This window comes from Pseudomonas sp. MDT1-17, from assembly GCF_054898105.1.
Window position 1 is genome coordinate 3,278,450 of the sequence record NZ_JBUBVM010000001.1, and the last position, 25,428, is coordinate 3,303,877.

Here is a 25,428-nt window from a genome sequence, read left to right on the forward strand (position 1 = left end):
GAGAGAGAGAAAAATTGAAGAAGAACGTACTTATCATTGGTGCAGGAGGTGTCGCCAAGGTGGTGGCCCACAAGTGCGCACAGCACAACGATGAACTCGGTCGTATTGCTATCGCGTCGCGCAGCATCTCCAAATGCCAGGCCATCATCGACAGCGTCAAGGCCAAGGGCAGCCTCAAAGTGCCCGCCGAAATCCAGGCCTTCTCGCTGAACGCCCTGGATGTCGAAGCGACCAAGGCGCTGATCCGCGAAACCGGATCGCAGATCGTCATCAACGTCGGTTCCGCGTTCCTCAACATGTCGGTGCTGCGTGCCTGCATCGACACCGGTGTCGCCTACCTGGACACCGCCATTCACGAAGAACCGGGCAAAATCTGCGAGACACCGCCCTGGTATGGCAACTACGAGTGGAACCACCTCGAGGAGTGCAAAGAGAAGAACATCACCGCCATTCTCGGCGTGGGCTTCGACCCGGGTGTGGTCAACGCCTATGCAGCGCTGGCGCAGCAACAGTATTTCGACCGCATTGATTCGATCGACATTCTTGACGTCAATGCCGGTTCCCATGGCAAGTATTTCGCCACCAATTTCGACCCGGAAATCAACTTCCGCGAATTCACCGGACAGGTGTGGAGCTGGCAGAATAGCCAGTGGACGAGTAACACGATGTTCGAAGTCAAACGCACTGACGACCTGCCGGTCGTAGGGGCGCAGAACCTGTACCTGACCGGCCACGATGAAGTGCACTCGCTGTCGAAGAACCTCAACGTGCCCAACGTGCGGTTCTGGATGAGCTTCGGCGAGCACTACATCAATGTGTTCACCGTACTCAGGAACCTCGGTCTGCTTTCCGAACAGCCGGTCAAGACCGCCGAAGGCCTGGAAGTCGTGCCGCTGAAAGTGGTCAAGGCCGTGCTCCCTGATCCGAGCTCGCTGGCCCCTGGCTACACCGGCAAGACCTGCATCGGCGATCTGGTCAAGGGCACCAAGGATGGCCAGCCGCGCGAGGTGTTCATCTACAACGTGGCCGATCATGAAGACGCCTACGCAGAAACCGACAGCCAGGGCATTTCCTATACCGCTGGCGTGCCGCCCGTGGCCGCAGCCTTGCTGGTCGCCCGTGGCGAGTGGGACGTGCAGCGTATGGTCAACGTCGAAGAGCTGCCGGCTGAGCCGTTCCTCAAGGCGCTGGATGTGATGGGCCTGCCGACCCGGATCAAGGACGAGAATGGAGACCGTCCCTGGAGCTGAAACGCCTGCGATGCCTGAAATACAGGTGAATCTCGTTTCCCGCTCTAAACGCACAAACGCCGCTCTTTGAGCGGCGTTTTGGTTTGTGCCTCATTTGTTGGGCTTGTTGAGGGCAAGCAATCAACTGCGACTTCAACCGGTCGTCAACGACAGTAGCTGACGAAACTCCGAGCTTAAGCTTAACGACTAACTCTCACTCTTACAGACGTTGAAAACTTGAGGCGGGTCGATTTTTTCAACTCGCTGTCCATCTCCAGTTATCAACACGAGCTTACGTTAAGAAATTTACTATTGCTCTTTATATAAGCGCCAATAAATAGTTATTAAAAAATTGACGTGTTTCATTTGCTTTACACTGTGCGGTGAATTTAATAAGGCGCGCTTAACGTTGACGTCGCACCGTGTCAGGGCCTTAGGCGTGTCTACTCAGCAAGCACCGTAAGCGTCTGCTTGTTTTTGGTGCGTGGATACAGTTTTTGCTCAAGTTGTTATGCCCGATAATGTTTATATCAATCTGATTTTATTAATGTTTTTTAAGAGTTGAGGTGTTGTCGATATTGGCACTCGCCTTGCTGGTCTAACTGCGCATGTTGGCGGCGCGAAGTGTTCGAAATTTTTTTTATAAAATGACAGTGCCTGTTTAATGTTTGTCTACACTCCAATTTCTACGAGTGGGGTTGAGAATAAAGTTGTACCTAACTGCCGGTTAGTTGGCGCGCTAGAGCGACTGTTGGCCGGCGCGGCATGCCGATGGCCTTCCTGAATCAGGGTATACGGGGGATTCACCAATGCGGATCAGCATATTTGGTTTGGGGTACGTGGGCGCTGTATGTGCGGGATGTCTCTGTGCTCGCGGTCATGACGTAATTGGTGTGGATGTCTCGCAAGTCAAGGTCGACCTGATCAACCAGGGTAAGTCGCCCATCGTTGAGCCGGACCTGGAACCGCTGCTCGAGCAAGGGGTGAGTTTTGGGCGGCTGCGAGGTGGCGGTGATGTGAAGGCGGCAGTGATGGGCACGGATATTTCGTTCATCTGCGTCGGTACCCCCAGCAAGAAGAATGGCGATCTGGATTTGGTCTACATAGAGTCGGTTTGCCGCGAGATCGGCGAAGCCCTGCACGACAAGGACGGTTGGCATACGGTCGTAGTGCGTAGCACGGTTCTGCCGGGCACCGTGAAGAACGTGGTGATCCCGATACTTGAAGACTGTTCCGGCAAGAAGGCCGGGGTCGACTTCGGCGTGGCGATCAACCCGGAGTTTCTGCGCGAAAGTACCGCGATCAAGGATTACAACTGTCCGCCCATGACGGTGATCGGTGAACTTGACCAGCGCAGCGGTGACATGCTTGCCGCGCTCTATCAAGAGCTGGACGCGCCGCTCCTGCGCAGGAGCATCGAAGTGGCGGAGATGATCAAGTACACCTGCAACGTCTGGCACGCGACCAAAGTGACCTTCGCCAATGAGATCGGCAATATCGCAAAGGCCGCCGGCGTGGACGGTCGCGATGTGATGGACGTGATCTGCCAGGACACCAAACTCAACCTGTCGCGTTATTACATGCGCCCCGGCTTCGCGTTTGGCGGTTCCTGCCTGCCCAAGGATGTGCGTGCGCTGAATTACCGCGCCGGGCAAATGGACGTCGAGCACCCGCTACTGGCCTCGATCATGCGCAGCAATGCGGTGCAGGTACAGAGAGCCTTCGACATTATCAGCAGTTTCGGCAAGCGGCGTGTCGCGCTACTCGGCCTGAGCTTCAAGGCGGGCACCGATGACCTGCGCGAAAGCCCGCTGGTGGAGTTGGCGGAGATGTTGATCGGCAAGGGCTACGACCTGCATATCTTCGACCGCAACGTTGAGTACGCGCGTATCTACGGGGCCAACAAGGAATACATCGAGTCGAAGATTCCGCACCTGGCTTCGCTGTTATGCGCTGACCTTGCGAAGGTGATCGACCAGGCGGACGTGATCGTGCTGGGTAACAGTGACGAGTCCTTCGAAGCCATTGCGCTTCAGGTGCCCGAGGGCAAGCAGGTGGTCGACCTCGTGGGCTTCATGCCGCACGCCAGTGACGATCGGCTCGAGGGTATTTGCTGGTAAGCGAGGCGCTTGAGCGGGACGCGGAGCTGACGCGCCCCGAGCAACTTGGTTTATCGAACAGGGGGTCCCATGTATGGCGAATTCCAGGGTTTACTTACGCGAAGCGGCGGGCTGGCTGTTCTACGTCACCGCGCTGATGGGGCTTGCACTGTTGTTGCCGCGCACAGTGTTCGATCCCGAGTCCAGGGACTTTCTCCTGTTGCTGGGGGCGGTCGGTATCTGGCGTTATTCGATGGGCGCGATCCATTACCTGCGGGGGGTGCTGTTCCTTTATCTGGTATTCCCTTATTACAGGCGCAAAGTCACCCGGTTGGGCAGCAGTGCCGATCCGTCGCAAGTGTTTTTGCTGGTCACCAGTTTTCGTATCGATGCGTTGACCACGGCGCAGGTCTACGGCTCGGTGATCGAGGAGGCCATCGGCTGTGGTTACCCGACCACGGTGGTTTGTTCCATCGTCGAGCTGGCCGATGAGCTGCTGATCAAAGCGCTCTGGGACAGCTATAACCCACCGAAGCAGGTGAAGCTGAGCTTCGTGCGGATTCCCGGCACCGGTAAGCGTGACGGCCTGGCCCATGGTTTTCGGGCGATCTCCCGGCATTTGCCGGATGCCGATGCGGTGGTGGCGGTGGTCGATGGCGACACCGTGCTTTCGCCCGGGCTCGTGCGTCAGACCGTGCCCTGGTTCAAGCTGTTCCCGAAAGTCGGCGGGCTGACCACCAATGAGTTCTGCGAGGTGCGCGGAAGCTACCTGATGAGCCAATGGCACAAGCTGCGGTTCGCCCAGCGGCACATCAATATGTGTTCGATGGCACTGGGCAAGCGAGTGCTGACAATGACCGGGCGAATGTCGGTTTTCCGCGCCCAGGTGGTGACCGACCCCGGTTTTATTCAAGACGTTGAAAGCGATTATCTGCAGCACTGGCGCCTGGGGCGTTTCCGCTTCCTGACCGGTGATGACAAGTCCAGTTGGTACAGCCTGATGCGGCTGGGCTACGACACCTTTTATGTGCCCGATGCGGCGATCAACACGGTTGAGCACCCACCGGAAAAGAGCTTCTTCAAGGCCAGCCGCAAGCTGATGTTCCGCTGGTATGGCAATAACCTGCGGCAGAACTCGCGGGCCCTGCACCTGGGCGTGCAGCGGTTGGGCTGGTTCACCTCGCTGGTGCTGATCGACCAACGCGTCTCGATGTGGGCCAGCCTGCTCGGGCCGTCAATAGCGATCATTGCCAGCCTCAAATACAGCATGGCCTACCTGCTGATCTATGTGCTCTGGATCGGTGTGACTCGCTTGATCCTGAGTCTGCTGTTGCTGGCTTCGGGACACCCGGTCGGCCCGGCTTATCCATTGATTCTCTATTACAACCAGTTGGTCGGCGCCATGGTGAAGATCTATGTGTTCTTCCGTCTCGACCGGCAATCGTGGACGCGCCAGAAAACCAGACTCGACCGCGGACTGGCCAGCTATCAACGCTGGTTCAATACCTGGTCGTCGCGGGCCATGACCTTTTCAGCCGGCAGTGTGTTTTGCGCGCTGCTGATGTGGGTGGTGTAGCGCAGGAATCAGGGCAGTCGGCAGCCGTGCCGGATCGGACTCAATCGATGGGAAGGAACGCGTTATGAACACAGCCGTTATTGCTGTTGATGACAATGTCGTGCATGAATCAGAGGTGCAGCGTCAGCATGCGCGGCTGAATCTGCCGGCGAGAATCAAATTTCACGGACAGGGCCGGGAGGCGTTCGATTGCGAGCTGATCGACTTGTCGGCCGGTGGCTTCAGCCTGAGTCAGCCGGACACACCGCTGATCCTGGGCCGACAGCACAAAGGCAAACTGGTGTTTCAGGTCGATGCGCTTGGGTTTGCCATCGACGTGGAGTTTGTCGTGCGCTCGGTATGCAGCGAGGGGCTGCGGGTGGGTTGCGAGTTCCACAACCTGCCTCCGCGCGCGATCTCCGCATTGCGTTATCTGATCACCTCCTACCTCTCGGGAGGGGTGATCAGCCTGGGTGACATGCTCGCAACCCAGCAGCGTGACAACTTCACCCGGCCGCGAAAGCACGAAAGCGGCAATGGCCTGGGCTTTTTCGCACGCTTGCGGGCGACCACGGTCAGCCTGCTGATTTTCCTGGTGGGACTGGCTGCCTTTGGTTATGTGCTGCAGCAGTTGTATGGCATTTATTTCGTCACGCACGCCGAATCGGCGCGGGTCAACGTACCCGGCCAGTTGATCGGCCTGCCGCGCGATGGCAGCGTCAAATCGTTGGTCAAGGTGGGGGCGGTGGTGTCCAAGGGAGCCCCGCTGGCAACTTTTTCCGCCTCGCTGCTGGATGTAATGAAAGGCAACTTGCCGCCCGGGCAGGCGACCCCGGAGAACCTCGAGCGCCTGTTCAGCCGGACCCTGCAAGGTTCGCTGACCAGCCCTTGCGATTGCCGGGTGGTGGCGCAGCTGGTGCCGGACGGCCAGGTCGTCGGCAAGGGCACCACGGTATACGAGTTGATGCCGATCGACGGTGTGGCGACCATTGAGGCGCGCTTCCCCTTCAAGAATTTTGCCAAGATCCAGCCTGGCAAGGCAGTGAGCTTCCAACTGGTTGGTGAAGAACAGCCACGCACGGGCAAAATCGCCACGGTGGTGCTGGACAACGGCGGCCTGGCCTCCGACCTGCGGGTCACCATTGAGCCTGACAGCGCGTTGCAGACCGATCTCGCCGGGCGTCCGGTGGAGGTCAGTATCGAAAACCTGCAGAGCAATGCCTGGGTGAAGAATGCCTGGGCGGCCAATACCTGGGTGAAGAACGCCTGGGAGAATAAAGCCATGGCGGCCGGAAAATGAACGGCGCATGGCGATCGGGGCTGCGGTTTTCTGCGCTGGCCGCTGCTCTGACGATGAGTCAGGGTTGCGGCACCCTGCCGGATCAGGGGGTGGCGCGCGAGGCCATGTTGCGCGGCGATTATGAAACGGCACGCAAGCACTATGCGGCGCTGGCCCAGGACGGCTATGCCGATGCCCAGGCCGGGATGGGCGACCTGACGGCGTCGGCGGGCGACCCGGCGAGCCTGAAAGAGGCTGAAGGCTTGTACCGGCAGGCCGCGCCGGAGTCGGTCAAGGCGCAGTCACGTCTGGGCCGCTTGTTGCTGCGTCAGGGACCGACTGATCCCAAGCAAGTGCGCGAGGCCCGGCAATTGTTGGAAGGCGCGCTGGATAAAGGCGAGTTCAGTGCGGTGGTACCGCTGACGTTGTTGTACCTGAGCTACCCGCAACTGGCGCCTGGGGTGGATCCGCAGAAGAAGGTCGATAGCTGGCGCGCCCAAGGCATTGTCGAGGCGGATCTGGCGCAGATTCTGATTTACCGCAATCAGGGCACCTATAAGGCTCACCTGCCGCAGATCGAGCAGATGTGCCGGGCTCGGCTGGCGGTACTCGATGCCTGTTATGTGGAGCTGGCCACCCTCAACCGAATGCGCGCCCAGCCCAAGGCGCAAGCGGCCTTGCTGGTGGAGTTGCGCCAGGGTTGGCGCGAAGGACGAGTAGCGCCCTTGCGGGTCGAGTCGGTGGCGCGCGTTCTGTCGTCGCCAACCCTCGAAGGCCCGGCCGATGCACAAAGCGCCCAGCGCCTGCTCGAGGAACTGGCGCCGGTCTATGCGCCGGCCTGGACCAGCCTGGCAAGGTTGATCAACGATTACCCCGTACAAGGCGATGCGCCGCAATTGCTCTCGGCCTTGCAGCGCGGGCGCGAGGCGGGCGACCCACGGGCGGAACTGCTGACCGGGCGGCTGTATTACCTCGGCAAATGGTTGCCGCAGGACCCGCGTCTGGCTGAAGAGCATTTGCTCAAGGCGGCCGCGGCCGGTGAAGTCGGGGCACATTACTACCTGGGTCAGTTGTACCGGCGCGGTTATCTGGGCCAGGTCGAACCGCAGAAGGCGCTGCAACATTTGCTGCTGGCGGCGCGCAACGGTTCGCCCAATGCCGACCTGGCCCTGGCGCACATGTTTTCCGACTCCCGCGGGGTCAAGGTCAATCGGATCAATGCCTTTGTCTTTGCGCAACTCGCGCAGCGCCAGGGCGTGGTGAATGCAGAGCCAGTGCTGTCGGCCCTGCAGTCGGGGCTGACCCCGGCAGAAAGGAAAATCGCGCAGCCCTTGCTTGAGGGGGAAGCCCAGGCTCGTCTGACGGGCGCGGCCCTAGCCAGACTGCAAACTCCGGAAAATGGACAGGACTTACTATGAAGCAAGCATTGTTGGCAGGATGTGGTCTTGGGGTTTCGCTGATGTGCAGCGCCGGTCTGGTGCTGGCGGCGGAAGTGGCACCGAAGAATTTCGGTCTGGATGTGAAAATTACCGCCGAGTCGCAGGAAGACCGTGACCTGGGCACCGCGCCCGGAGGCACGGTCAACGGTGTTGGCATCGACTTGCGCCCCTGGGCCTATGGCCAGTGGGGTAACTGGAGTGCCTATGTGATGGGGCAGGCGGTGGCCGCGACCGATACCATCGACACCGATACGGTGAACAATGGCGTCGACGAAAGTAACGCCCGTGAGACCGATGACAGCTACTTGGCGCTACGCGAGTTCTGGGTCGATTATTCGGGCATCAGCGCCTATCCGGGCGAGCATTTGCGCTTGGGGCGCCAGCGTTTGCGCGAGGACAGCGGTGAGTGGATGGACACCAACATCGAAGCGCTCAACTGGACCTTCGAGACCACTCTGCTGCGCGCCCACCTCGGTGCCGCCCAGCGCTTTTCCGACTACCGGACTGACGTGAGCGACCTGGCGCCCGCAGACGAAGACCGCACCCATGCGTTCGCCGACGTCTCTACGCAATGGTCGCCCAATCACTGGTTCGGCCTGCGTGTACATCACGTTGAGGACAGCGGCAGTCTGCCCGATGCAGGCGAGCAGATCGATGCGCTCGACAAGACTAACACCGGCAGCCTGACCTGGGTCGGTCTTGAAGCGAACGGCGACGGCTACAACTATCGCTCGACGATGCCGGTCAATTACTGGCTCAGCGGCACTTGGCTGACCGGCAGTCGCGACACCCTCAACAGCGTGGTCGACGCCAATGGCAACCGCATTGCGGCAGGGGAAAACAGTGGTGACGTTGACGCCTGGGCCGCGGACCTGGGCCTGCGCTGGAACATCGATGACAGTTGGCGCCTCGGCGCTGCCGCGGCCCGCGGCGAAGGCGGCGGTAGTGACAACGAGCAGCAGTTCCAGCAAACCGGCCTGCAGAGCAACCGCTCGAACTACACCGGCACGCGTTCGCGCGTACACCGCTTCGGCGAAGCCTTTCGCGGTGAACTGAGCAACCTCCAGGTGGCTACATTGTTCGGCTCCTGGCAGTTGCGCGAGGACTACGACGCCAGCCTTGTCTACCACCGTTTCTGGCGGGTAGATGACCAGCAGGACACCGGCGACGGCGGGATCGTCAATGCGGCACTGGTGGACGGTGAGAAGGACCTGGGCCAGGAAGTCGATCTGGTCATGACCAAGTACTTCAAACAAGGCCTGTTGCCCGCGAGCATGGTGGATTGGGTTGACGAACCCTCGGCACTGGTCCGCTTGCGCCTCGGCGTGTTCTTCCCGGGCGACGCTTACGCCAGCGATACCGATTCAAGCATGCACCGGGCGTTCGTTGATTTCGTCTGGAAAATCTAGGTTCGGGTTGTTGCCCGCCGTGATGCCATTGTGGGCAACAGCGCCTTGATCACACCAGGTTGCATTTATTTTGATGAGTGAGGCTTATGGACAGTGTCGTCAAGATAGGGCTGTTGCTCGCCGGTCTGCTGTTGGTGCAGACCGCGGCTGTCAGCGCGGCGGGAGTCGTCTTCGCACCGCGCTATACCATCAGCGAGGCGCCGGGAAAACCCTTGCTGATCAGCGAGCCGAAGATCCCTGACCTGTCCGGCTATACGGCCGAGGCAGCCATGGCGAAGATTTCCTACAAACCCGCTGGCCGTGCCTTGATCCAGCCGATGCTCAAGGAAAACGCGCTCGACGAGTTCATCGGCGGCAAGGATCGTCTCAAGGAATGGGTGGTGCGCCAGCAGCGAATGCCGGTGGCGATCTTCATCGACGGTGGCTACATGAGCCTGACGCAACTGGCGCGCAGCCTGCCACCGACGGCCTTGCGCGAAACTGCGCCGGGGGTGTTTCTGGCGCGCTTGCCAATCGTCATACGTCCCGGCGGGACCCTGCATATCGACAAGTCGGTCAAGGAGTTGCGATTGTCTCAGGAGGGCGGTTCCTTTCTGGTCAATGACGGCAAACTGTTTATCACCGACTCCAAGGTCAGCGCCTGGAGCGAGAAGAACAACAGCCCGGCCTGGTACAAGAAAGAGGGGGAGTTCCGGCCTTTCCTGGTGTCCTGGGGCGGCACCGAGACGTACATCGTCAACAGCACCATCGCCAGCTTTGGCTACACCGCGAGCAAGAGTTATGGCGTGAGTATTTCCCAGTACAGCCCGAGCATGGCGCCGAAGATGAAGCGCAAGCGGCCGACCGGCTGGCTGCTCAATTCGGAGTTCGTCGACAACTGGTACGGCTTCTATTGTTATGAGGCCGACGACGTGGTGATTCTCGGCAATTCCTACCGCGACAACATCGTCTATGGCATCGACCCGCACGACCGTTCGCGCCGGCTGATCATTGCCCACAACGACGCATTTGGTACCCGCAAGAAGCACGGCATCATCCTCTCACGCGAGGTCAACGACAGCTGGATCATCTACAACCGCGCCTACAACAACCACCTGTCGGGCATCGTCCTGGACCGTTCCAGCGTCAATAACCTGCTGGCCTACAACGAATCCTACAAGAACCTCTCCGACGGCATAACTCTGTATGAGAGCGGCAATAACCTGCTCTGGCGCAACCGCGCAATCGACAATAACCGCCATGGGATTCGGGTGCGTAACAGTACTGGTGTGCGGCTGTATGAAAACGAGCTGATGGCCAATGCCCTGACCGGCATCTACGGCCACATCAAGGATTTGCGCGGCACCGACCGCGATCTCAAGGAAGACCCCTTCGAAGCCAAGCTGTCGCTCACCGTGGTCGGCGGCAAGCTGATCGGCAACGGTTCCAGCCCCATCACCGTATTTTCACCGTCGCGTCTGGAACTCTATGACTTGACCTTTCTGGCGCCGCAGAAACAGGACGGCCTTGCCTTCACCGGTTTGCTGGGGGAGGTGCAGGGCGACTTGATGGACATTCTCCTGCGTCGCCGTGAAGCCGCATTGATTCTGCCGGTGAAACTTTGAGGAGCCTGCTGATGAAAACAATCCATGGGTATGCCGCGCTATGCATGCTGTCTGTGCCGACGTGGGGACAGGCACAGCCGGAATACACGGCCGAGGCCTGCTGTCAGCTGTGCCCACAAGCGGCACAGGCGACACTTTACGAGCAGCCGGCGCTGAAAAACTACGCGACCCTGGTGGAGGCCAAGGACCAGTGGCTCTTTCGCACCCAAAGCGATTTTCGCACTGACTTCGGCCTCGATGAGAGCGGTTACAAGGCCCTCAAGCGTCTGCGCGACGGGCTGGCCCAGCGCGGGGTCGAGCTGGTGCTGGTGATGCCACCCAGCCGCGGCTTGCTGCATGCCGACCGCCTGACGCCGCTGGAACTGGCCAACTTCGATCAGACCAAGGCCCGGCAGAACTACTTGCAAACGCTGGTCCGGGTGCGCGACTTGGGCGTTCAGGTCCCCGACTTTACCAACCTGCTGAGTGCGCCGCAGCCAGCCGGGCAGCCCTTCTACTTCAAGGGCGATCACAACTGGACGCCCTATGGCGCCGAACGCAGCGCCCAGTTGGTGGCCCAGACGCTCAGGGGCAACGATGTGCTCAAGGCGTTGCCGCATCAGGTCTTTGCCAGCCAGCCGGCCGGCCTGCTGGGACGCTCTGGCTCGTTGCAAAAAGCCGCCGCACAGATCTGCGGCAACGGTTATGCGGCGCAGTTTGTCACCCGTTATCAAACCCGGGCCCAGGACGACTCCAAGGTCCCCGCCAAGGTCGCATTGATCGGTACCAGCGCCAGCGGCGAGGCGTTCAACTTTGCCGGTTTCCTCGAACAGTATCTGCAGACGCCGGTCAGCAACTTCAGTGTTCCGGGCGGTGGCTACGATGATTCGTTGATCGCCTACCTGCTCAGCGACGACTTTCAGAAGCGCCCGCCGACGGTGCTGGTGTGGGAAACCGATAATCTCGACAGCATCCAGAAATCCAGCTTCTACCGGCAGGCGATGGCGGCGCTGAGCGATGGCTGCGACATCCAGGCGCCGCTGCTCAAAAGCCATTCGACCCTGCACAGCGGGCGCAATCAGGTGTTGTTCAACGGCGGTGGCGGCAATGTGTATCCGATCAAGGGCAATCGTTATCAGGTCGACCTCAGGTTCGCCGATCCCGCCGTGCACCTGATGAGCGCGACCCTGACCTACATGAACGGTCGCCAGGAAAACATCAACTTGAGCCGTGCGTCGAGTGTCAACACCCAGGGCCGCTTCGCCTTCGAGCTGCGCGCTGATGCGGACTGGGACGAACTGACTTTTCTTTCCATGGACGTGCAGCCACCCCTTGGGGCGACCTCCATGGAGCTCTCGGCTCGCTTGTGCGCCAAGCCGGTCATTTCTGAGACAACATCCCTGCGCACTGCGCAGACGGAGGGGCACTGATGCGCCAGGGGCATTGGGCCGCCTTTGGCGTGGCCTTGATTCTGATGGGGCCGACCGTGCAGGCGGTGGCCGCTCAACTCCGCCCGCTGCAGGGCTATTACGCGCCGGCCGTGGACAAGAAGGGCGACGTGCCGAGCTGTCCGGCGGCGCCCAAACCCTATACCGGTGACCTGTTGATCCCCAGTAAGTACGAGGGCTCGGGCAAGGCACGTGATCAGTTCAACGCGCAATCCAACCAACGCTACAAGCAAATGTCAGCTGATATCAACGAACTGGAGAAAGGCGTCAACAAACAAGTCGCAGCTTATTTACGGCTCGGCCGCGCCGGCCATGTGGAATGCACCCTGAGCTGGCTGGGCGATTGGGCCAGGGCGCAGGCGCTGCTGAGTACCACCTACACCCATACCGGCAAGTCGATGCGCAAATGGGCGCTGGGCAGTATTTCTTCGGCCTATCTGCGGCTCAAGTATTCGAGTTCGCAGCCATTGAGGGGCCGCGAGGCGCAGACCCGGCCAATCGAGATCTGGATCGGCCAGGTCGCCGATCAGGTGGTGCAGGACTGGCGCGACCAGCCGCTGGACCGCCTGAACAATCACCAGTATTGGGCAGCCTGGGCCGTCATGGCGGCCTCGGTGGTGGTCGACCGGCGCAACCTGTTCGATTGGTCGGTAGCGCAGTTTCGCATCGGTGCTTCCCAAGTCGATGCAGACGGCTATCTGCCCAACGAACTGGGCCGCGACACCCGCGCACTGGCTTACCACAACTATGCGATGGGTCCGCTGATGATGATCGCTGCCTTTGCCCGAGCCAATGACGTCGACCTGCGTGAAGAAAACCACGGCGCCATGCGGCGTCTGGCGGCGCGGGTCGAGGAAGGGATCAAGGATCCACGCTCGTTTGAACGCAAGACCGGCTACAAGCAAGAACTTGAGGACCTCAACGAGGACGGCAAGTTTGCCTGGCTGGAACCTTACTGCGCGTTGTACGACTGCTCGGCGCAAACCGACCGCTGGCGCCAATCGTTCGAACCGATGAAAACCTACCGCCTGGGCGGCGACATCACCCAGCTATTTGCTGACCAGAAAGAATAAATGTAACAACCAACACGCTCTGGATACCCGGTGGGGTCATTCGTAATTGAGCTTGTGTTGTAAAAGAGAAGGCAGTCCTTCGCTGTTTGAAGCGCCTTCATGTCGAGTGATGAAGGTGCGGGAGGAGGTGAAATGATTCCAGTCATTCTGTCCGGTGGCAGTGGTTCGCGGTTGTGGCCGTTGTCGCGCAAGTTGTATCCCAAGCAATTCCTGAGTCTGGCAGGCGAGGGGTCGCTGTTTCAGCAGACCCTGCAGCGCCTGGCGTTCGAGGGTATCGCCAAGCCGATCGTGGTTTGTAATCAGGAGCATCGCTTTATCGTCAATGAACAACTCGCCGCCATCGGCTGTACGCCGCAGGCGATACTGCTCGAACCTTTCGGCCGCAATACCGCGCCGGCGGTGGCGCTGGCGGCCCTCAAGCTGATCGCTGAGGGCCGCGATGAGTTGCTGCTGGTGCTTCCTGCCGACCATGTGATCAGTGACGTACCCGCCTTGCGCGCCACGCTGTCACATGCGCAGGAAGAGGCGCTCAAAGGCAATATGGTGCTGTTCGGCATTCCGGCGACGCGTCCGGAAACCGGCTTTGGGTATATCAAGGCCGCCTGCGACGATGCTGGCGCCGGCGCCTTCAAGGTCGAGAAGTTTATCGAGAAACCCGACCAGCAAACCGCCAGCGAATTTGTCCGGTCCGGCGAGTACTTCTGGAACAGCGGCATGTTCCTGTTCCGTGCCAGCCGCTATCTCGACGAGTTGCGCACTCACGAACCCGACATGTACGACACCTGCGTGCTGGCCCTGGAGCGCAGCCGCAGCAGTGAAGGCGTGACCAGCATTGATCGGGTCACCTTTGAATGCTGCCCGGACAACTCCATCGACTATGCGGTGATGGAGCGCACCAGCCGCGCCTGCGTCGTCCCGCTAAGTGCTGGCTGGAGTGATGTCGGTTGCTGGTCTTCGCTGTGGGATGTGCATGACAAGGACGCCGATGGCAATGTGCTCAAGGGCGATGTCGTCAGCCACAACAGCCGCAATTGCTTTGTGCATGGCAGTAGCAAGCTGGTGACCCTGCTAGGACTGGACGATTTGGTTGTGATAGAAACCAAGGATGCATTGATGGTCGCGCACCGCGATGCCGTGCAGGACGTGAAAAAACTGGTCAATGCGCTCGATGCCAAAGGCCGCTCGGAAACCCAGAGCCATTGCGCGGTGTATCGCCCCTGGGGCAGTTACGATTCGGTGGACAGCGGCACCCGTCACCAGGTCAAGCACATCACCGTGAAACCTGGCGCGCAGCTTTCCCTGCAAATGCATCACCACCGTGCCGAACACTGGATCGTGGTCTCCGGCACCGCCCAGGTGACGTGCAACGAAAAGGTCTTCCTGCTCACTGAAAACCAGTCCACCTACATCCCGATCGCTTCGGTGCATCGCCTGTCCAACCCCGGCAAGATCCCGCTGGAAATCATCGAGGTGCAGTCCGGCAGCTACCTGGGCGAGGACGATATCGAGCGCCTGGAAGATGTCTACGGCAGGAGCCAACAGGTCCAGAGTTAAGCCCACTTACCAGAATCGTTGGCTCGTTTATCGAACGAGGAAGATACGCGAGCCTCGTTGGGGTAGAACCGTAGAAATCAGAAAGCCCGCGGTTGGCGGGCTCTAGGGGAGGGCATAGATGCTATTTGTAAACTCCGGTGGTGCTTAAGATCCATAGATCAGCTCTCAGAGGAAATGATTGAGTCGTGAGTGGACTCAGAAGCTAGTTTCAATCGGTCAGCTTTACTAATGTATTTAGACTTGCTTGGCGGTGCCAGTTTGGCACTGGCCTTTTTGGCGTGAGCCTTTAATAACTGCTTTATTTTTTTACGACGATTCATATTTTCTACTCGGCTTGTAAGCTCTTGAATCATTGCCGCGTTTACGGGCCTGTGTGCGTCTCCAGGCGCGGGTTCTTTCCATGGTCATTTCCTCGTGAGTACCGGGTTCAGCAGCCACGGTAATACGAGTTGGGAGTATGGTAAGCGTGAATCGGGGGCAGTGGCTAGGTTGTTGAGTTCCCGATACCCGAAGCGCCCGTTTCTGGCCGATTGTTGCCTGATGTCAAAGGCAAAAAAGCCCGCTCAGTGGCGTAATGCTGTTCACTTAAGCTCGATGTTTCCAGGCACACACATATGCGTAGCGAGGGGGCGTTGGAGGTAGTCGCAGGTTGACGGACAGGCTCAGGGCGTGAGGGGGCGTGCACCGCAAACGCCAACGCGAGGCGGCCTACCGGCCGGCCTGGCTTCAAGTGAACGCATTTCCCTGTAGGAGCTGTCGAGCGAAGCGAGGCTGCGATCTTTTGATCTTGCCGTTGCTTCTGCCGTTGCTGTTGCTTTAGCTGTAGATCTGCCGCCCCTTTCCCAGAGGCCGAACGCAGGCGACAGATGACAGGCGCATGACAATTCTTCGATCCTCGTCTGCTAGCGCGTGCTTCCCATCGGCCAAGACTCCCCGCAGGCAGAAAGACTGCTCTAATAACAGCAACCGTTGTCCCGTTCACTGTCTCGAGAGAGGGGAGTTGATCATGACCGAAAAATCCCGGGTGCTGTTCGTCTGCGCTAAAAATGACATTCGTTCATTGATGGCGCAAGCTCTCCTCAGACATACCGATCCCGAACACTTTGAAGCCTTCAGTGCGGGTCTGGAACCCAGTGAGGTCGACCCGCGCACGCTTGAATCGCTTGATCATATCGGCGTCGAAGCAACCGGCTTGCGCAGCAAGTCAATCGGCGAGTTTGAAGGGCAGCCGTTCCACTACGTCATCACGCTGTGTGACAAGTCATCGGAAGAGGCAGACAGGATGCCGATCTCTGACAACGTGATTTCGTGGAATTTTGAGGATCCTGCAACCAGTGAAAAGCATGAGCCTTTTCGACATGCTCTCCAGGAAATTCACGACCGCATCAAAATGTTCGTCACTGTAAAAATGAGACATTCAAGCGCTGATGATTAAGGTTAAAACCGACCGGCAGACGAGCAAGGCGTCGATATTTGTCTGCAGTTTTCAGTCGAAACCAGCGATGGACGGAGGGAAAAAGACTAACCAATTGCCGGTGGTTTTAATCGCCACCTACCCGTCAAACACCTTTCCCAGACGTTTCAATCTTTGGAAAAAATTGCACATTGACCACTGTTGCCTACGCTAATCAATTGCTGCGCGCTTTTGTCGATTACAGGTGATTAGCAATGAATTCAAAAGAACGATGGAAATACGCCGCCTCGGCATTGGCCGCTTCGTTGTGCTTCGTGCCCACGACCCAAGCCGAGGATTCGGCAGAACTGGCCAAGAAGGCCCTCAACCCGGTCGCCGCCATGTACAGCCTTCCAGTGCAGTACAACTGGGATCAAAAGATGGGGCCGACCGGTGATGGCATGCACAGCGTCACTAACATACAGCCAGTGCTGCCTTTTACGTTGAACGATGACTGGAACCTCATCTCTCGCACTATTTTGCCTGTCATCGACCAACACGGCCTGGCGCGCAATGGCGCGGCGGATAAATCTGGTGTCGGCGATATCACGCAGAGTTTTTTCTTCTCGCCGAAAAACCCCACTGACAGTGGCTGGATACTCGGCGCTGGCCCGGCGATATTGATCCCTACCGGCAGTGACGAGTTGCTCGGTAGCGAGCAATGGGGGATTGGCCCGACCGCAGTCGCGTTGAAACAATCGAACGGCTGGACTCGGGGCATTCTTGCCAACCATATCTGGGGCCTCGAAGTGCCGACGGCAGCGTAACCATCTGCATCGGCCCCAAATCCCCCGGTGGGCTTGAAAGCAACTGGATTCCAACCGCCGGCAAGCGACCGCTTCCCGCCATGCGCTTTTACGGCGGCACCGAGGCGCTAAACAACAAGAGCTTCAAACTGCCGGATTTCGAATTGATCGAGTGAGGAGTGCGGTGAAATGTGCGTCGGTCGCGATGGGTAAATTTGCCAGTCGCGTTCAGCCATTGTTCGACAGTTCGAAAATGACCGCTTTTTGCCGATTGCTGCCTGTCGCAGACCTCGGGCTACATTGAGGTTTATCTGTATGAGCTGGTCAGCACACCGCCCGGCTTCCGGTCCGAGGCTAAGTTGTAGGGTCAACTCCCACGCATTAGTGCGGACATTCCATGGAGTCGGTAAGCCCAATGCAACTGTCCGTGTAAGACGGTGTGCCTTCTGATTGGAGCATTACAGATGCCATTCCAGATTCAGAAACGGCGTGTTGGCTTCGGTGCCAGGTGTGTTGGCAGAGTTGTTACCGAACTTGTTCTTCCAGTATTCGTAACCCACCCCGGCAAAGAAGGTATCTTTCTTGCCGAAAATGAACTCGCCCACGTCCACAAGTACAGTGGCGTGCACGAGCGTTTCGCTCACGCTGTCGTTGCCGAAGCCGTCCTTGCCCTTGGGCGGGATGAAGTTGGCAAAGCCCTTCCATTTGAGCGGTACCGAACCGAGCTGAAATGGAATCTCCCAGGCGGTTTCCAGGTAGTACGTGTCGTTGAAGCGGATATCGTGCTCCTGGGCGAACGGCAAGCCATTGTGGTTGCGCTCGGAGCGGTACATCACACTGAAGTCCCAAAAACCTGTCACGTTGAAATTGATCGTCGGGCCGATGACGAGCATGCGTTTTGCCGGCGCGAAGGCAGTGTTTTTAGTGTTCCAGTCGACGCCACCCGACAGTGACCAGTCCCGAACGGGTCCCCACTTGAAATCCTGGCCGGATATTTTATTCAGTGAAAGTTGATGGCGATATATCGCATACACCTCGGTAGCACCGTTGTCGCCGCCGTTGGCTGGATCGTCTTTATCGGAAAACAACACCTGCACGTCGAGGAAGTTGCTGCCGTATTTGTATCCGTCAACGTGAGTGAACTCAACGATGTGCTTGGCGATCGGGCCATCGATGCCCGGCTCGGCGAAGTGGGTGCCATACCAGTAACTGATTGAGTTATCGCTCCAGTCGGCAGCTTGCAATGAAGTGGCCGTCGTCAATAACAAAGTACTGATGGCAAAGGTCTGCCGAACGAGAAACGTGCGGTTCTGCATCTTTCATTTCCTTGAGTAGTCGTCCACTTCGGCTTGATGGACTTTGTTATAGGTGCCGAAAAACTGTCGCCGTTTGAAGCCCGCTCACTCGACCGCTGCCACTGCCTCCAACTTTTCACAGACCAGCAAATCCACGTAATGAATCGGTTTGCTCCGATGCTTGAGCATCCCGCCGTTACGCAGATTCAACGCCGCCGTCATCTCCGCCAGAATCGAGAGCGCGACGCTTTCGGGCGCATCGCCGCCAAGGTCCAGGCCCATTGGGTAGTGCAGCTGTAGCAATGCATTCAGGGCAGGATTATGTTGGCGAATGTCGGTCAACAAGCGCTCGGTCCGCTCGCGGGGGCCGAGTTGGCCGATGTAGGCCGGTGCGCCTTGCAGCAATTGGCCGAGCCAGTGTCGGTCCTGGCGGTAGCTGTGCGTCATGACGGCCACCGCGGCCCCCTCGATCAACGGTCCGAGGACGATGGAGGCGTCGAGGTTCGCGACGATGACCGCATCGGCCTGCGGAAAGCGTTCAGGGCGGGCAAAGTGGCTGCGGCTGTCGATCACGCTGACGTGCCAGCCCAGCAGTTTGCTCATGCGCACCAGTGGCTGGGCGTCGTGGCCGGCGCCGAAGATCACCAGACGCGGGGGCGGAGCCACGTATTCGAAGAACACTTCGACTTCTCCACGGGCATCGGTGTAGAGCCGCAAAGAGGATTTTTTCTCGGTGAGTGTTTTGCGCAGGTCTTTGCGGATGCTGCTGTCGAGTGCGCGATTGCGCAGCGCGGGGCTTGCGTGCGACATCACCCGATCACCGACCCGCACTGACGTGTGGCGAGACGTGGCAATGATGGTCGCCATGGCCGCGGGTTGCAGACTGTCACGCACCTGTCGCAACAGTTCGATGGCCAATGACGGGGTCTTCGCGCGCAGGCGTTCGAGCATGACGAAAACCGTGCCGTTGCAGCCGAGGCCGAAGGTCAGGGCGCTTTGGTCGTCGTCTTCATCTTCGGTGGCGCCGGTGCTGTAGCGGCGCACCACCGGCTCGCCGGAATCGGTCAGCCACCAGGCCTTTTTGGCCAGGTCCTGTTCCAGGCATCCGCCGCTGACGGTGCCGATGGTTCGGCCGTGGAGGGGGATGAGCATGCGTGCGCCAGGGCGGCGGTAGGCCGAACCTTCGACCTTGACCACGGTGGCGAGGACGGTTTCTTCGCCTTGCCGGGCGCAGGTTTCAATGGCTTGGAGGAGGTCGTTGAGGCCGGACATGGTGTGTTATCCCAAAAGTCGGTGCGCAACCTGTTGGAACCGGCAAGCCAGCTCCAACAGGGGGTTGTGTTGGCGGTTGGATCAGTCGACGACATGCATCAACTGCTCCACCCCCTCCCACGCTTCAGCACGCATGCGCTCCAGGTCCAGACCTGGAATCACGCCGTCGTCGACCACCAGTCGCCCCCCGACCATGCTGTACCGCACGGCAATCGGCTCACCCGCGACCACCGGCGCCAGCGCGATATCGTGGAAGCCGAAGAACCGTGGATGGTCGAGGCCATAGACCACCAGATCCGCAGCCTGTCCGACTTCCAATGTTCCCACCGCACCGAGCCCTAACACCTGAGCGCCACCGGCCGTACCCCAATGGATCACGTCTTCGGCGGTAGTGGCCGACGCGCCTTGCTCGGCGCGATGGATCAGCCATGCGGTGTGCGCTTCACCAACCATGCTCCCGGACTCGTTGGACGCCACGCCGTCCACCCCGAGGGAAATTGGCACGCCAGCCTCGAACATTTGCGGCACCGGAGCGATACCACTGCCCAGACGCGCATTGCTCACCGGGCAGTGCGAAATCCCGGTGCCGGTCTGCGCAAGCATGCGGATTTCCCCCGGTTGCAGGTGCACGGCATGGGCGAACCAGACGTCTGGGCCGAGCCATTCGTGTTCGGCGACGAATTCCACCGGCAGGCAGTTGTATTTCTCGCGGCAGAAGTTGACGTAGTTCTGCGTCTCCGAGAGGTGCGTGTGCAAGCGCAACCCGAGGCCGCGAGCGGTGTGGGCAAGCTCGCGCAGCAAGGTCGGCGGCAGCGAGAAGGTCGGTGTCGTCGGCGCCACCACCACTCGACGCATCGCATCCGGCGTGTCCTGGTGGTACAGCGATTTGAGCCGTTCGATGTCACCGACCATCTGCTCAAGCGTCTCCGGTTGCAGCGCTGTTTTCGAGAATCCCGGATGAGCGCTGGCGGACTCCAGTGCGCCGCCCCGGCACAAAACAAAACGCATCCCGAACGCGTCAGCCGTGTCGAACAGCAGGTCGCCGGTCTCGGTTGTGCCGTTGGCGTGATAGAGGTAATGGTGATCGGCGCAGGTCGTTACCCCCGACAACAGCAACTCGGCCATGCCTAATCGCGCGGCGATCTGCGCCAGTTGTGGGGTAAAACGGTTGAGGCGCGGGTAGGGCACGCTGGCCAGCCAGCCTTGCAGGTCTTGATTCAAACCTTCGGGCACGGCTTTGAGCAGGTTCTGGAACAGGTGATGGTGCGTGTTGATCCAGCCTGGGTAGACCACCGAGTTGCGGGCATCGATCACTCGTTCGCCGGGTTGCGCAACCAGGCCCGCAGCCATTTCGGCAATGCGCCCGTTCACCACTCGAATGTCTACAGCACCGGCCCGGGCTCGCGGGCCACGCAGGCCGGTCATCACCGCCACCGGGTTTTTGATCAGGATGTTTTGAAGTTGAGTCATGTGCTTCTCCAGTCAGAGGCTGTGGGGCGCAGGCTTGGTGGCTGCGCTGTCGGGAACGCTGACGCCGTTGAGCGCCGCGTTGAGCAGCACCGACACCAGGCAGGCAATCACCACGCTGCTGTGCAGGAACGGCTGGGACCACTCGGGCATTTGCTTGAACAGGGCAGGCGTCAGCACTGGCACCAGGGCGGCGGCGATGGTGAAACCGACGATCAACACGTTAAAGCGGTTGCGCTCGTAATCGACTTTGGCCAGGGTCTGAATGCCCGCTGCGGCGACCACCCCGAACATGGCAATCCCGGCACCCCCGAGGGCGGCGGTCGGCATCGACGCGATGATCGCCCCAGCCTTTGGCACCAGCGCCACGGAACACATCAGCAAACCGCTGATCGCCACTACCCAGCGACTGCGCACGCCGGTCAAAATCACCAGCCCGACGTTCTCCATGAAGGCAATGAACGGAAACGCGGCGAACATCCCGGCGATGGTGCTCGCCAGGCCATTGGCGCGCAGGCCATTGATCACCTGTTTTTCTTCTACCGGTTTGTCGACGATGTCGCCGATGGCCACGAACAGCCCCATGGACTCGACCATCTGCACGATCATCACCACCACGATGGTCGCAATCGGGATCAGGCTGAAGGTCGGCAGGCCGAAGTAGAACGGGTAAGGCACGGTGAGCCAGGGCGCTTCCTGCACGCTGTGAAAACTGCCCATGCCCAGGCCGTAAGCCAGTCCCGCACCCACCAGCATCCCGATCAGCACCGCCATGTTGCGCATCATCGGCCCACCATAGCGGTTGACCAACAGAATGGTCGAGAGCACCACGGCGGCGACGGCAAGGTACGCCGGCGCCCCGAAATCACTGGCGTTGCGGCCGCCACCGATCCACTCATAGGCAATCGGGAACAGCTGCAAACCGATCACCGTGACAATGCAACCGGTGACCACCGGCGGAAAGTACCGACGCAATCGGCCCACGAACGGCGCGACGAGCATCGTAAAGATCCCCGCGCCGATCACCGCCCCGCAGACCCCGGCGAACCCCACCTCCGGGTTGGTGCCGATGGCGATGACCGGGCCGACACTGCTGAACGCCACGCCCTGCAAGATCGGCAAACGCACGCCGAATTTCCAGAAACCGACGGTTTGTAAAATCGTGGCGATGCCGGAGCAGAACAGCGTGGTGCTGATCAGCACCACGGTGTCGGCCTGGGACATTTTCAGGGCGCTGGCGACAATCAACGGCACAGCGATGGCGCCGATGTACGAGACGGCCATGTGTTGCAGGCCAAGGGTGAGCATTTGGCGGACCGGCAGAATCTGGTCGACCGGGTGGACGGTGGAAGGGGTTTTTGATGGGGATGTGGCTGACGACATGGGGAATCACCTCTTGCTGTTTTTATGCTGTAGAGAGGGGTATTCGTTCTGTGAGCCCGGAGCCGCCATCCACCGGCTCCGATGCCGTTTTTTCAGCCTGCCAGGCAGGCGGCAAAGCCTTGGTTCAACGCCGCGCGGTCCAGGTCGCGGCCGATGAACACAATCTTGCTGGAGCGTGGTTCCGTGCCCCATGAGGTGGAGGCACGGAACTCGACCAGGCTGTGAACGCCCTGCAGCACGTAACGCTGATCCTGATCCGCGACGGCCAGCACGCCTTTCATTCGGTAGAGGTTGTCGGCCTGCTCATCGCGCAACTCGCTGATCCACTGGTGGAAGGCGAGCAGATTCACGGCGCCGTCCACGGCGATGCCGACTGACGACACGCTCGGATCGTGGTCATGATCCAAATCATGGTGGTGTTCGTCGGCGTGGTGATCGTGCTCAGAGCCGATTTCCATCAGCTTCTGCGTCGACTCGAACGCACCGATGCCGAGAATCTTCGACAGGTCGATCTCGGCGTAGCTGGAGGTCACCAGGTCCGCCGTGGCGTTTAACCCACGAATCTTGCCGCGCAGCGCTGCCACGTCGTCCTCGCTCACCAGATCGACCTTATTGATCACAATGCGGTCGGCGCAGACGATCTGATCTACTGCCTGGTTGTCCACGCCATCCAACTGCAAATCCTCCAGATGCTGGGCGATGTGCTTGGCGTCGACCATGGTCACGATGGCGTCCAGTTCGACTTCATCCGCAATCGGGTCGTTGATAAAGAAGCTCTGCGCCACCGGGTACGGATCGGCCAAACCACTGGTCTCGATCAAGATGTGATCCAGCCGCACCGGGCGCGCCACCAGTTCGCGGACGATGCGCACCAGGTCCTCTCGAACCTCGGCGGTGCAGCACACGCAGCCGTTGACCATCTCGTAGATTTCTTCGGTCTCAGAGCTGAGCACGAGGTCGCCGTCGATGCCGACTTCGCCGAATTCGTTTTCGATCACGGCAATCTTGCGGCCGTGGTTTTCCCTGAGGATGTAGTTCAGCAGGGTTGTTTTGCCGGCGCCGAGGAAACCGGTAAGGATGGTCACCGGAATTTTGCGGTTCGGGGTAGGGGCGTTGAATGGGCTGTTCATGCGAGCTCCTTGGTTGTTGCGAAATGGCCGGTGGCCGATGGGCCGGGTTCACCCCAGCGCAGCGCGGTCCCGGCGTCGAGGCCGAACAGGTCGAGGACACGGCCGAGGCTGTGATCGACCATTTGCGAAAGGTTTTGCGGGCGGGCGTAGAAGGCCGGCACCGGTGGGGCGATGATCCCGCCCATTTCGGTGACGGCGGTCATGTTGCGCAGGTGGGCGAGGGTCAGCGGCGTTTCCCGGGCCATCAACACCAAGGTCCGGCGTTCTTTCAATGTGACGTCGGCAGCGCGGCCGATCAGCCCCGAGGAGGAGCCGGTGGCAATCTCCGCCAACGTGCGCATGGAGCACGGCGCGACCACCATGCCCAGGCAGCGAAACGAACCGCTGGCGATTCCGGCAGCCACGTCGTCGGCCCGGTGGTAGTGGCTGGCCAGCGCGGTGACGTCCGCCAGTTTGTAGTCGGTTTCATGGGCCATGGTCAGCAGCGCGGCCCGGCTGATGATCAGGTGGCTTTCGATATTCAGTTCAGCCAGCAACTCCAGCAAGCGCACGCCGTAAATGAAGCCGGACGCGCCGCTGATGCCGACCACCATCCGCTGGCGGTTCACGATTGATAGCTCTTGAGCAGATTGCGCGCGCGTTCGACGACGTCTTGATTCAACTGCGCCTTGATCCCGTCGAACCCCGAACCGCGAGTAGCATCCAGCCCCATGCGCGAAGTCGTGCCGTTGACCGAGGACGATGGGTCCAGTGGACTGCCGGGCAAGCCGTCGATGACAAAGATGTCCTGATGCGGCTGAAAGTGTGTGGCCAATGCCCACAGCACCTGGCTGTCGTCGCTGATGTCAATGTCGCTGTCCACCGCGATTACGGTTTTCAGGTACGGGTCCCAGCCGAGCAGGGCGAGCATGATCTGCCGCGCCTCGCCGTCGCGGCTTTGATCCAGCGCCACGTAGCAGTGAAAGTGCGTGCCGGAGTTGGGGTAGTGCACGGCGGTGACGGCGGGGAAGCGTGCCTTGAGTTTTTCGCTCATTTCCGCTTCCCGTGGCAGGCGCGCCAGGGTCAGGTGTTCGGCGTACCGTCCGCCGACCACGTCCACCAGCCAAGCGTCCTTGCGCCGCATGAGGGTGTCGATGCGCAGCACGTTATTGGTTGAACGGTCTGAGGAATAGCCGCTGAACTCGCCGAACGGACCTTCCTCGGCATAGGCCGCCGGATCGATGGCGCCTTCCAGTACAAACTCGGCATAGGCCGGTACGCCGATGCCATAAAGCGGGGTCTTGACCAGTTCCAACGGCGCACCAAACAGGCCACCTGCCACTGCGCGTTCATCGCTACCGAACGGCAAACGTGCTGCTGCGGCAAGCATAAACAGCGGATGGGCGCCGACCACCATGGCCACGCGCAATTCTTCACCGCGCTCGCGAGCGGTTTGCAGCATGCGCCACAAGTGACCGCGCGAATGCAGGCTGGTGGCGAGGGTCTGCCGGGCATGGCGCATCGAGCGGTGATAGCTCATGTTGGCAATTCCGGTGACCGGGTCTTCGGCGATGATGATCGCGTTGGTAATGTACGGGCCACGGTCACTGTCGAAGTGCTTGAGCATCGGCAACAGTGCCAGGTCCACGGCTTCGCCTTCGAAGATCTCGTCCAGTACCGGACCGGTTTCGACGTAGCGGGGCGCGATCGGATGATTGGCGCGGGCCTGGAAGGTTTCGTGGAGTTGCGCCGGGGTGACACCGAAGATCCGTGCGATGCGGGTTCGGGAGGCGAACAGGTTGGTCGCCACCGGCACACCGAGGTTGCCGACTTTTTCGCAGATCAGCAGCGGGTCGCGGCCTTGTGTGGCCAGGGCATCGACCAGGGCGGTGACGTCCTGATCGGCCGAAAGAGATTCGTGGACGGTGAGCACATCGTCCGGGTACTGCCGGCGATAGGCGTCGATGAAATCGTGAAAGTCCTGGGTATCGCCGAGCGTAGAGAGGGTCATGGTTTCACCTCGTAAAAAGCAGGC

General features: G+C 59.9%; 20 protein-coding genes and 1 pseudogene. 13 read left to right on the forward strand and 8 right to left on the reverse strand.

The features are described from left to right. The first annotated feature begins 14 nt into the window (after positions 1–14). The 10 genes from ACYZTX_RS15155 (at position 15) to ACYZTX_RS15200 (ending at position 14,668) form a co-directional block, all read left to right on the forward strand. A complete protein-coding gene (locus ACYZTX_RS15155) occupies positions 15–1,250 on the forward strand; it encodes a saccharopine dehydrogenase family protein (RefSeq protein ID WP_462034736.1) in 1,236 nt (411 codons plus the stop codon). 788 nt (positions 1,251–2,038) lie between these two features. Next, positions 2,039–3,349 (forward strand): nucleotide sugar dehydrogenase, encoded by a 1,311-nt coding sequence (locus ACYZTX_RS15160; RefSeq protein WP_462034737.1) that lies wholly within the window; start codon positions 2,039–2,041, stop codon positions 3,347–3,349. Between the two features lie 73 nt (positions 3,350–3,422). Further along, positions 3,423–4,904 carry a glycosyltransferase family 2 protein gene (locus tag ACYZTX_RS15165; RefSeq protein WP_462034738.1) on the forward strand — a complete coding sequence of 494 codons (1,482 nt, stop codon included), beginning with the start codon at positions 3,423–3,425 and terminating at the stop codon, positions 4,902–4,904. Between the two features lie 64 nt (positions 4,905–4,968). Next, the gene (locus ACYZTX_RS15170) at positions 4,969–6,183 is read left to right on the forward strand and encodes a PilZ domain-containing protein (protein ID WP_462034739.1); all 1,215 of its coding nucleotides are present in this window, start codon (positions 4,969–4,971) and stop codon (positions 6,181–6,183) included. Next, positions 6,180–7,580 (forward strand): alginate biosynthesis protein AlgK, encoded by a 1,401-nt coding sequence (locus tag ACYZTX_RS15175; RefSeq protein WP_462034740.1) that lies wholly within the window; start codon positions 6,180–6,182, stop codon positions 7,578–7,580. Before ACYZTX_RS15170 ends, ACYZTX_RS15175 begins: the two co-directional genes overlap by 4 nt. Before the next feature lie 41 nt (positions 7,581–7,621). Further along, positions 7,622–9,010, forward strand: coding sequence for an alginate export family protein (locus tag ACYZTX_RS15180; protein ID WP_462037049.1), 1,389 nt, complete (start codon positions 7,622–7,624; stop codon positions 9,008–9,010). Positions 9,011–9,096: 86 nt separating this feature from the next. Next, a complete protein-coding gene (gene algG, locus ACYZTX_RS15185; protein ID WP_462034741.1) occupies positions 9,097–10,614 on the forward strand; it encodes a mannuronan 5-epimerase AlgG in 1,518 nt (505 codons plus the stop codon). Positions 10,615–10,625: 11 nt separating this feature from the next. Then, on the forward strand, positions 10,626–12,023 hold the full coding sequence (locus ACYZTX_RS15190; protein WP_462034742.1) for an alginate O-acetyltransferase AlgX-related protein: 1,398 nt from the start codon (positions 10,626–10,628) through the stop codon (positions 12,021–12,023). After that, positions 12,023–13,114, forward strand: a complete 1,092-nt coding sequence (locus ACYZTX_RS15195; RefSeq protein WP_462034743.1) for a mannuronate-specific alginate lyase — start codon at positions 12,023–12,025, stop codon at positions 13,112–13,114. Before ACYZTX_RS15190 ends, ACYZTX_RS15195 begins: the two co-directional genes overlap by 1 nt. 132 nt (positions 13,115–13,246) lie before the next feature. Then, positions 13,247–14,668 (forward strand): mannose-1-phosphate guanylyltransferase/mannose-6-phosphate isomerase, encoded by a 1,422-nt coding sequence (locus tag ACYZTX_RS15200; RefSeq protein WP_462034744.1) that lies wholly within the window; start codon positions 13,247–13,249, stop codon positions 14,666–14,668. Between the two features lie 158 nt (positions 14,669–14,826). Here ACYZTX_RS15200 and ACYZTX_RS15205 read toward each other — a convergent pair whose 3' ends face one another. Next, positions 14,827–14,988: a DUF2986 domain-containing protein gene (locus ACYZTX_RS15205; protein WP_462034746.1), complete on the reverse strand. Its 162-nt coding sequence runs from the start codon at positions 14,986–14,988 to the stop codon at positions 14,827–14,829. Positions 14,989–15,674: 686 nt separating this feature from the next. Here ACYZTX_RS15205 and ACYZTX_RS15210 point away from each other — a divergent pair. The 3 genes and pseudogenes from ACYZTX_RS15210 to ACYZTX_RS15220 all read left to right on the forward strand — a co-directional run bounded on the left by ACYZTX_RS15210 (position 15,675) and on the right by ACYZTX_RS15220 (position 17,043). After that, positions 15,675–16,103: an arsenate reductase ArsC gene (locus ACYZTX_RS15210; protein WP_462034747.1), complete on the forward strand. Its 429-nt coding sequence runs from the start codon at positions 15,675–15,677 to the stop codon at positions 16,101–16,103. Between the two features lie 233 nt (positions 16,104–16,336). Further along, positions 16,337–16,870: pseudogene (locus tag ACYZTX_RS15215) on the forward strand (transporter); the annotation flags it as partial. Beyond that, positions 16,783–17,043: a DUF1214 domain-containing protein gene (locus ACYZTX_RS15220; protein ID WP_462034748.1), complete on the forward strand. Its 261-nt coding sequence runs from the start codon at positions 16,783–16,785 to the stop codon at positions 17,041–17,043. The pseudogene ACYZTX_RS15215 and the gene ACYZTX_RS15220, both read left to right, overlap by 88 nt. A gap of 282 nt (positions 17,044–17,325) precedes the next feature. On the opposite strand, the gene ACYZTX_RS15225 is transcribed toward ACYZTX_RS15220, so the two are convergent. The 7 genes from ACYZTX_RS15225 to ACYZTX_RS15255 all read right to left on the reverse strand — a co-directional run bounded on the left by ACYZTX_RS15225 (position 17,326) and on the right by ACYZTX_RS15255 (position 25,404). After that, complete coding sequence (locus tag ACYZTX_RS15225; protein WP_462034749.1) at positions 17,326–18,183, reverse strand: hypothetical protein; 858 nt, start codon at positions 18,181–18,183, stop codon at positions 17,326–17,328. A gap of 84 nt (positions 18,184–18,267) precedes the next feature. Beyond that, a complete protein-coding gene (locus tag ACYZTX_RS15230) occupies positions 18,268–19,434 on the reverse strand; it encodes an XdhC family protein (protein WP_462034750.1) in 1,167 nt (388 codons plus the stop codon). Between the two features lie 81 nt (positions 19,435–19,515). Further along, complete coding sequence (locus tag ACYZTX_RS15235; protein ID WP_462034751.1) at positions 19,516–20,904, reverse strand: amidohydrolase family protein; 1,389 nt, start codon at positions 20,902–20,904, stop codon at positions 19,516–19,518. 12 nt (positions 20,905–20,916) lie between these two features. Further along, positions 20,917–22,284, reverse strand: coding sequence for a nucleobase:cation symporter-2 family protein (locus ACYZTX_RS15240; RefSeq protein WP_462034752.1), 1,368 nt, complete (start codon positions 22,282–22,284; stop codon positions 20,917–20,919). A gap of 92 nt (positions 22,285–22,376) precedes the next feature. Next, positions 22,377–23,414 carry a CobW family GTP-binding protein gene (locus ACYZTX_RS15245; RefSeq protein ID WP_403139422.1) on the reverse strand — a complete coding sequence of 346 codons (1,038 nt, stop codon included), beginning with the start codon at positions 23,412–23,414 and terminating at the stop codon, positions 22,377–22,379. Beyond that, on the reverse strand, positions 23,411–24,007 hold the full coding sequence (locus ACYZTX_RS15250; RefSeq protein WP_449644813.1) for a UbiX family flavin prenyltransferase: 597 nt from the start codon (positions 24,005–24,007) through the stop codon (positions 23,411–23,413). The genes ACYZTX_RS15245 and ACYZTX_RS15250 overlap by 4 nt, the downstream gene beginning before the upstream one ends. A gap of 11 nt (positions 24,008–24,018) precedes the next feature. After that, positions 24,019–25,404: a UbiD family decarboxylase gene (locus ACYZTX_RS15255; protein ID WP_462034753.1), complete on the reverse strand. Its 1,386-nt coding sequence runs from the start codon at positions 25,402–25,404 to the stop codon at positions 24,019–24,021. Between the last annotated feature and the right edge of the window lie 24 nt (positions 25,405–25,428).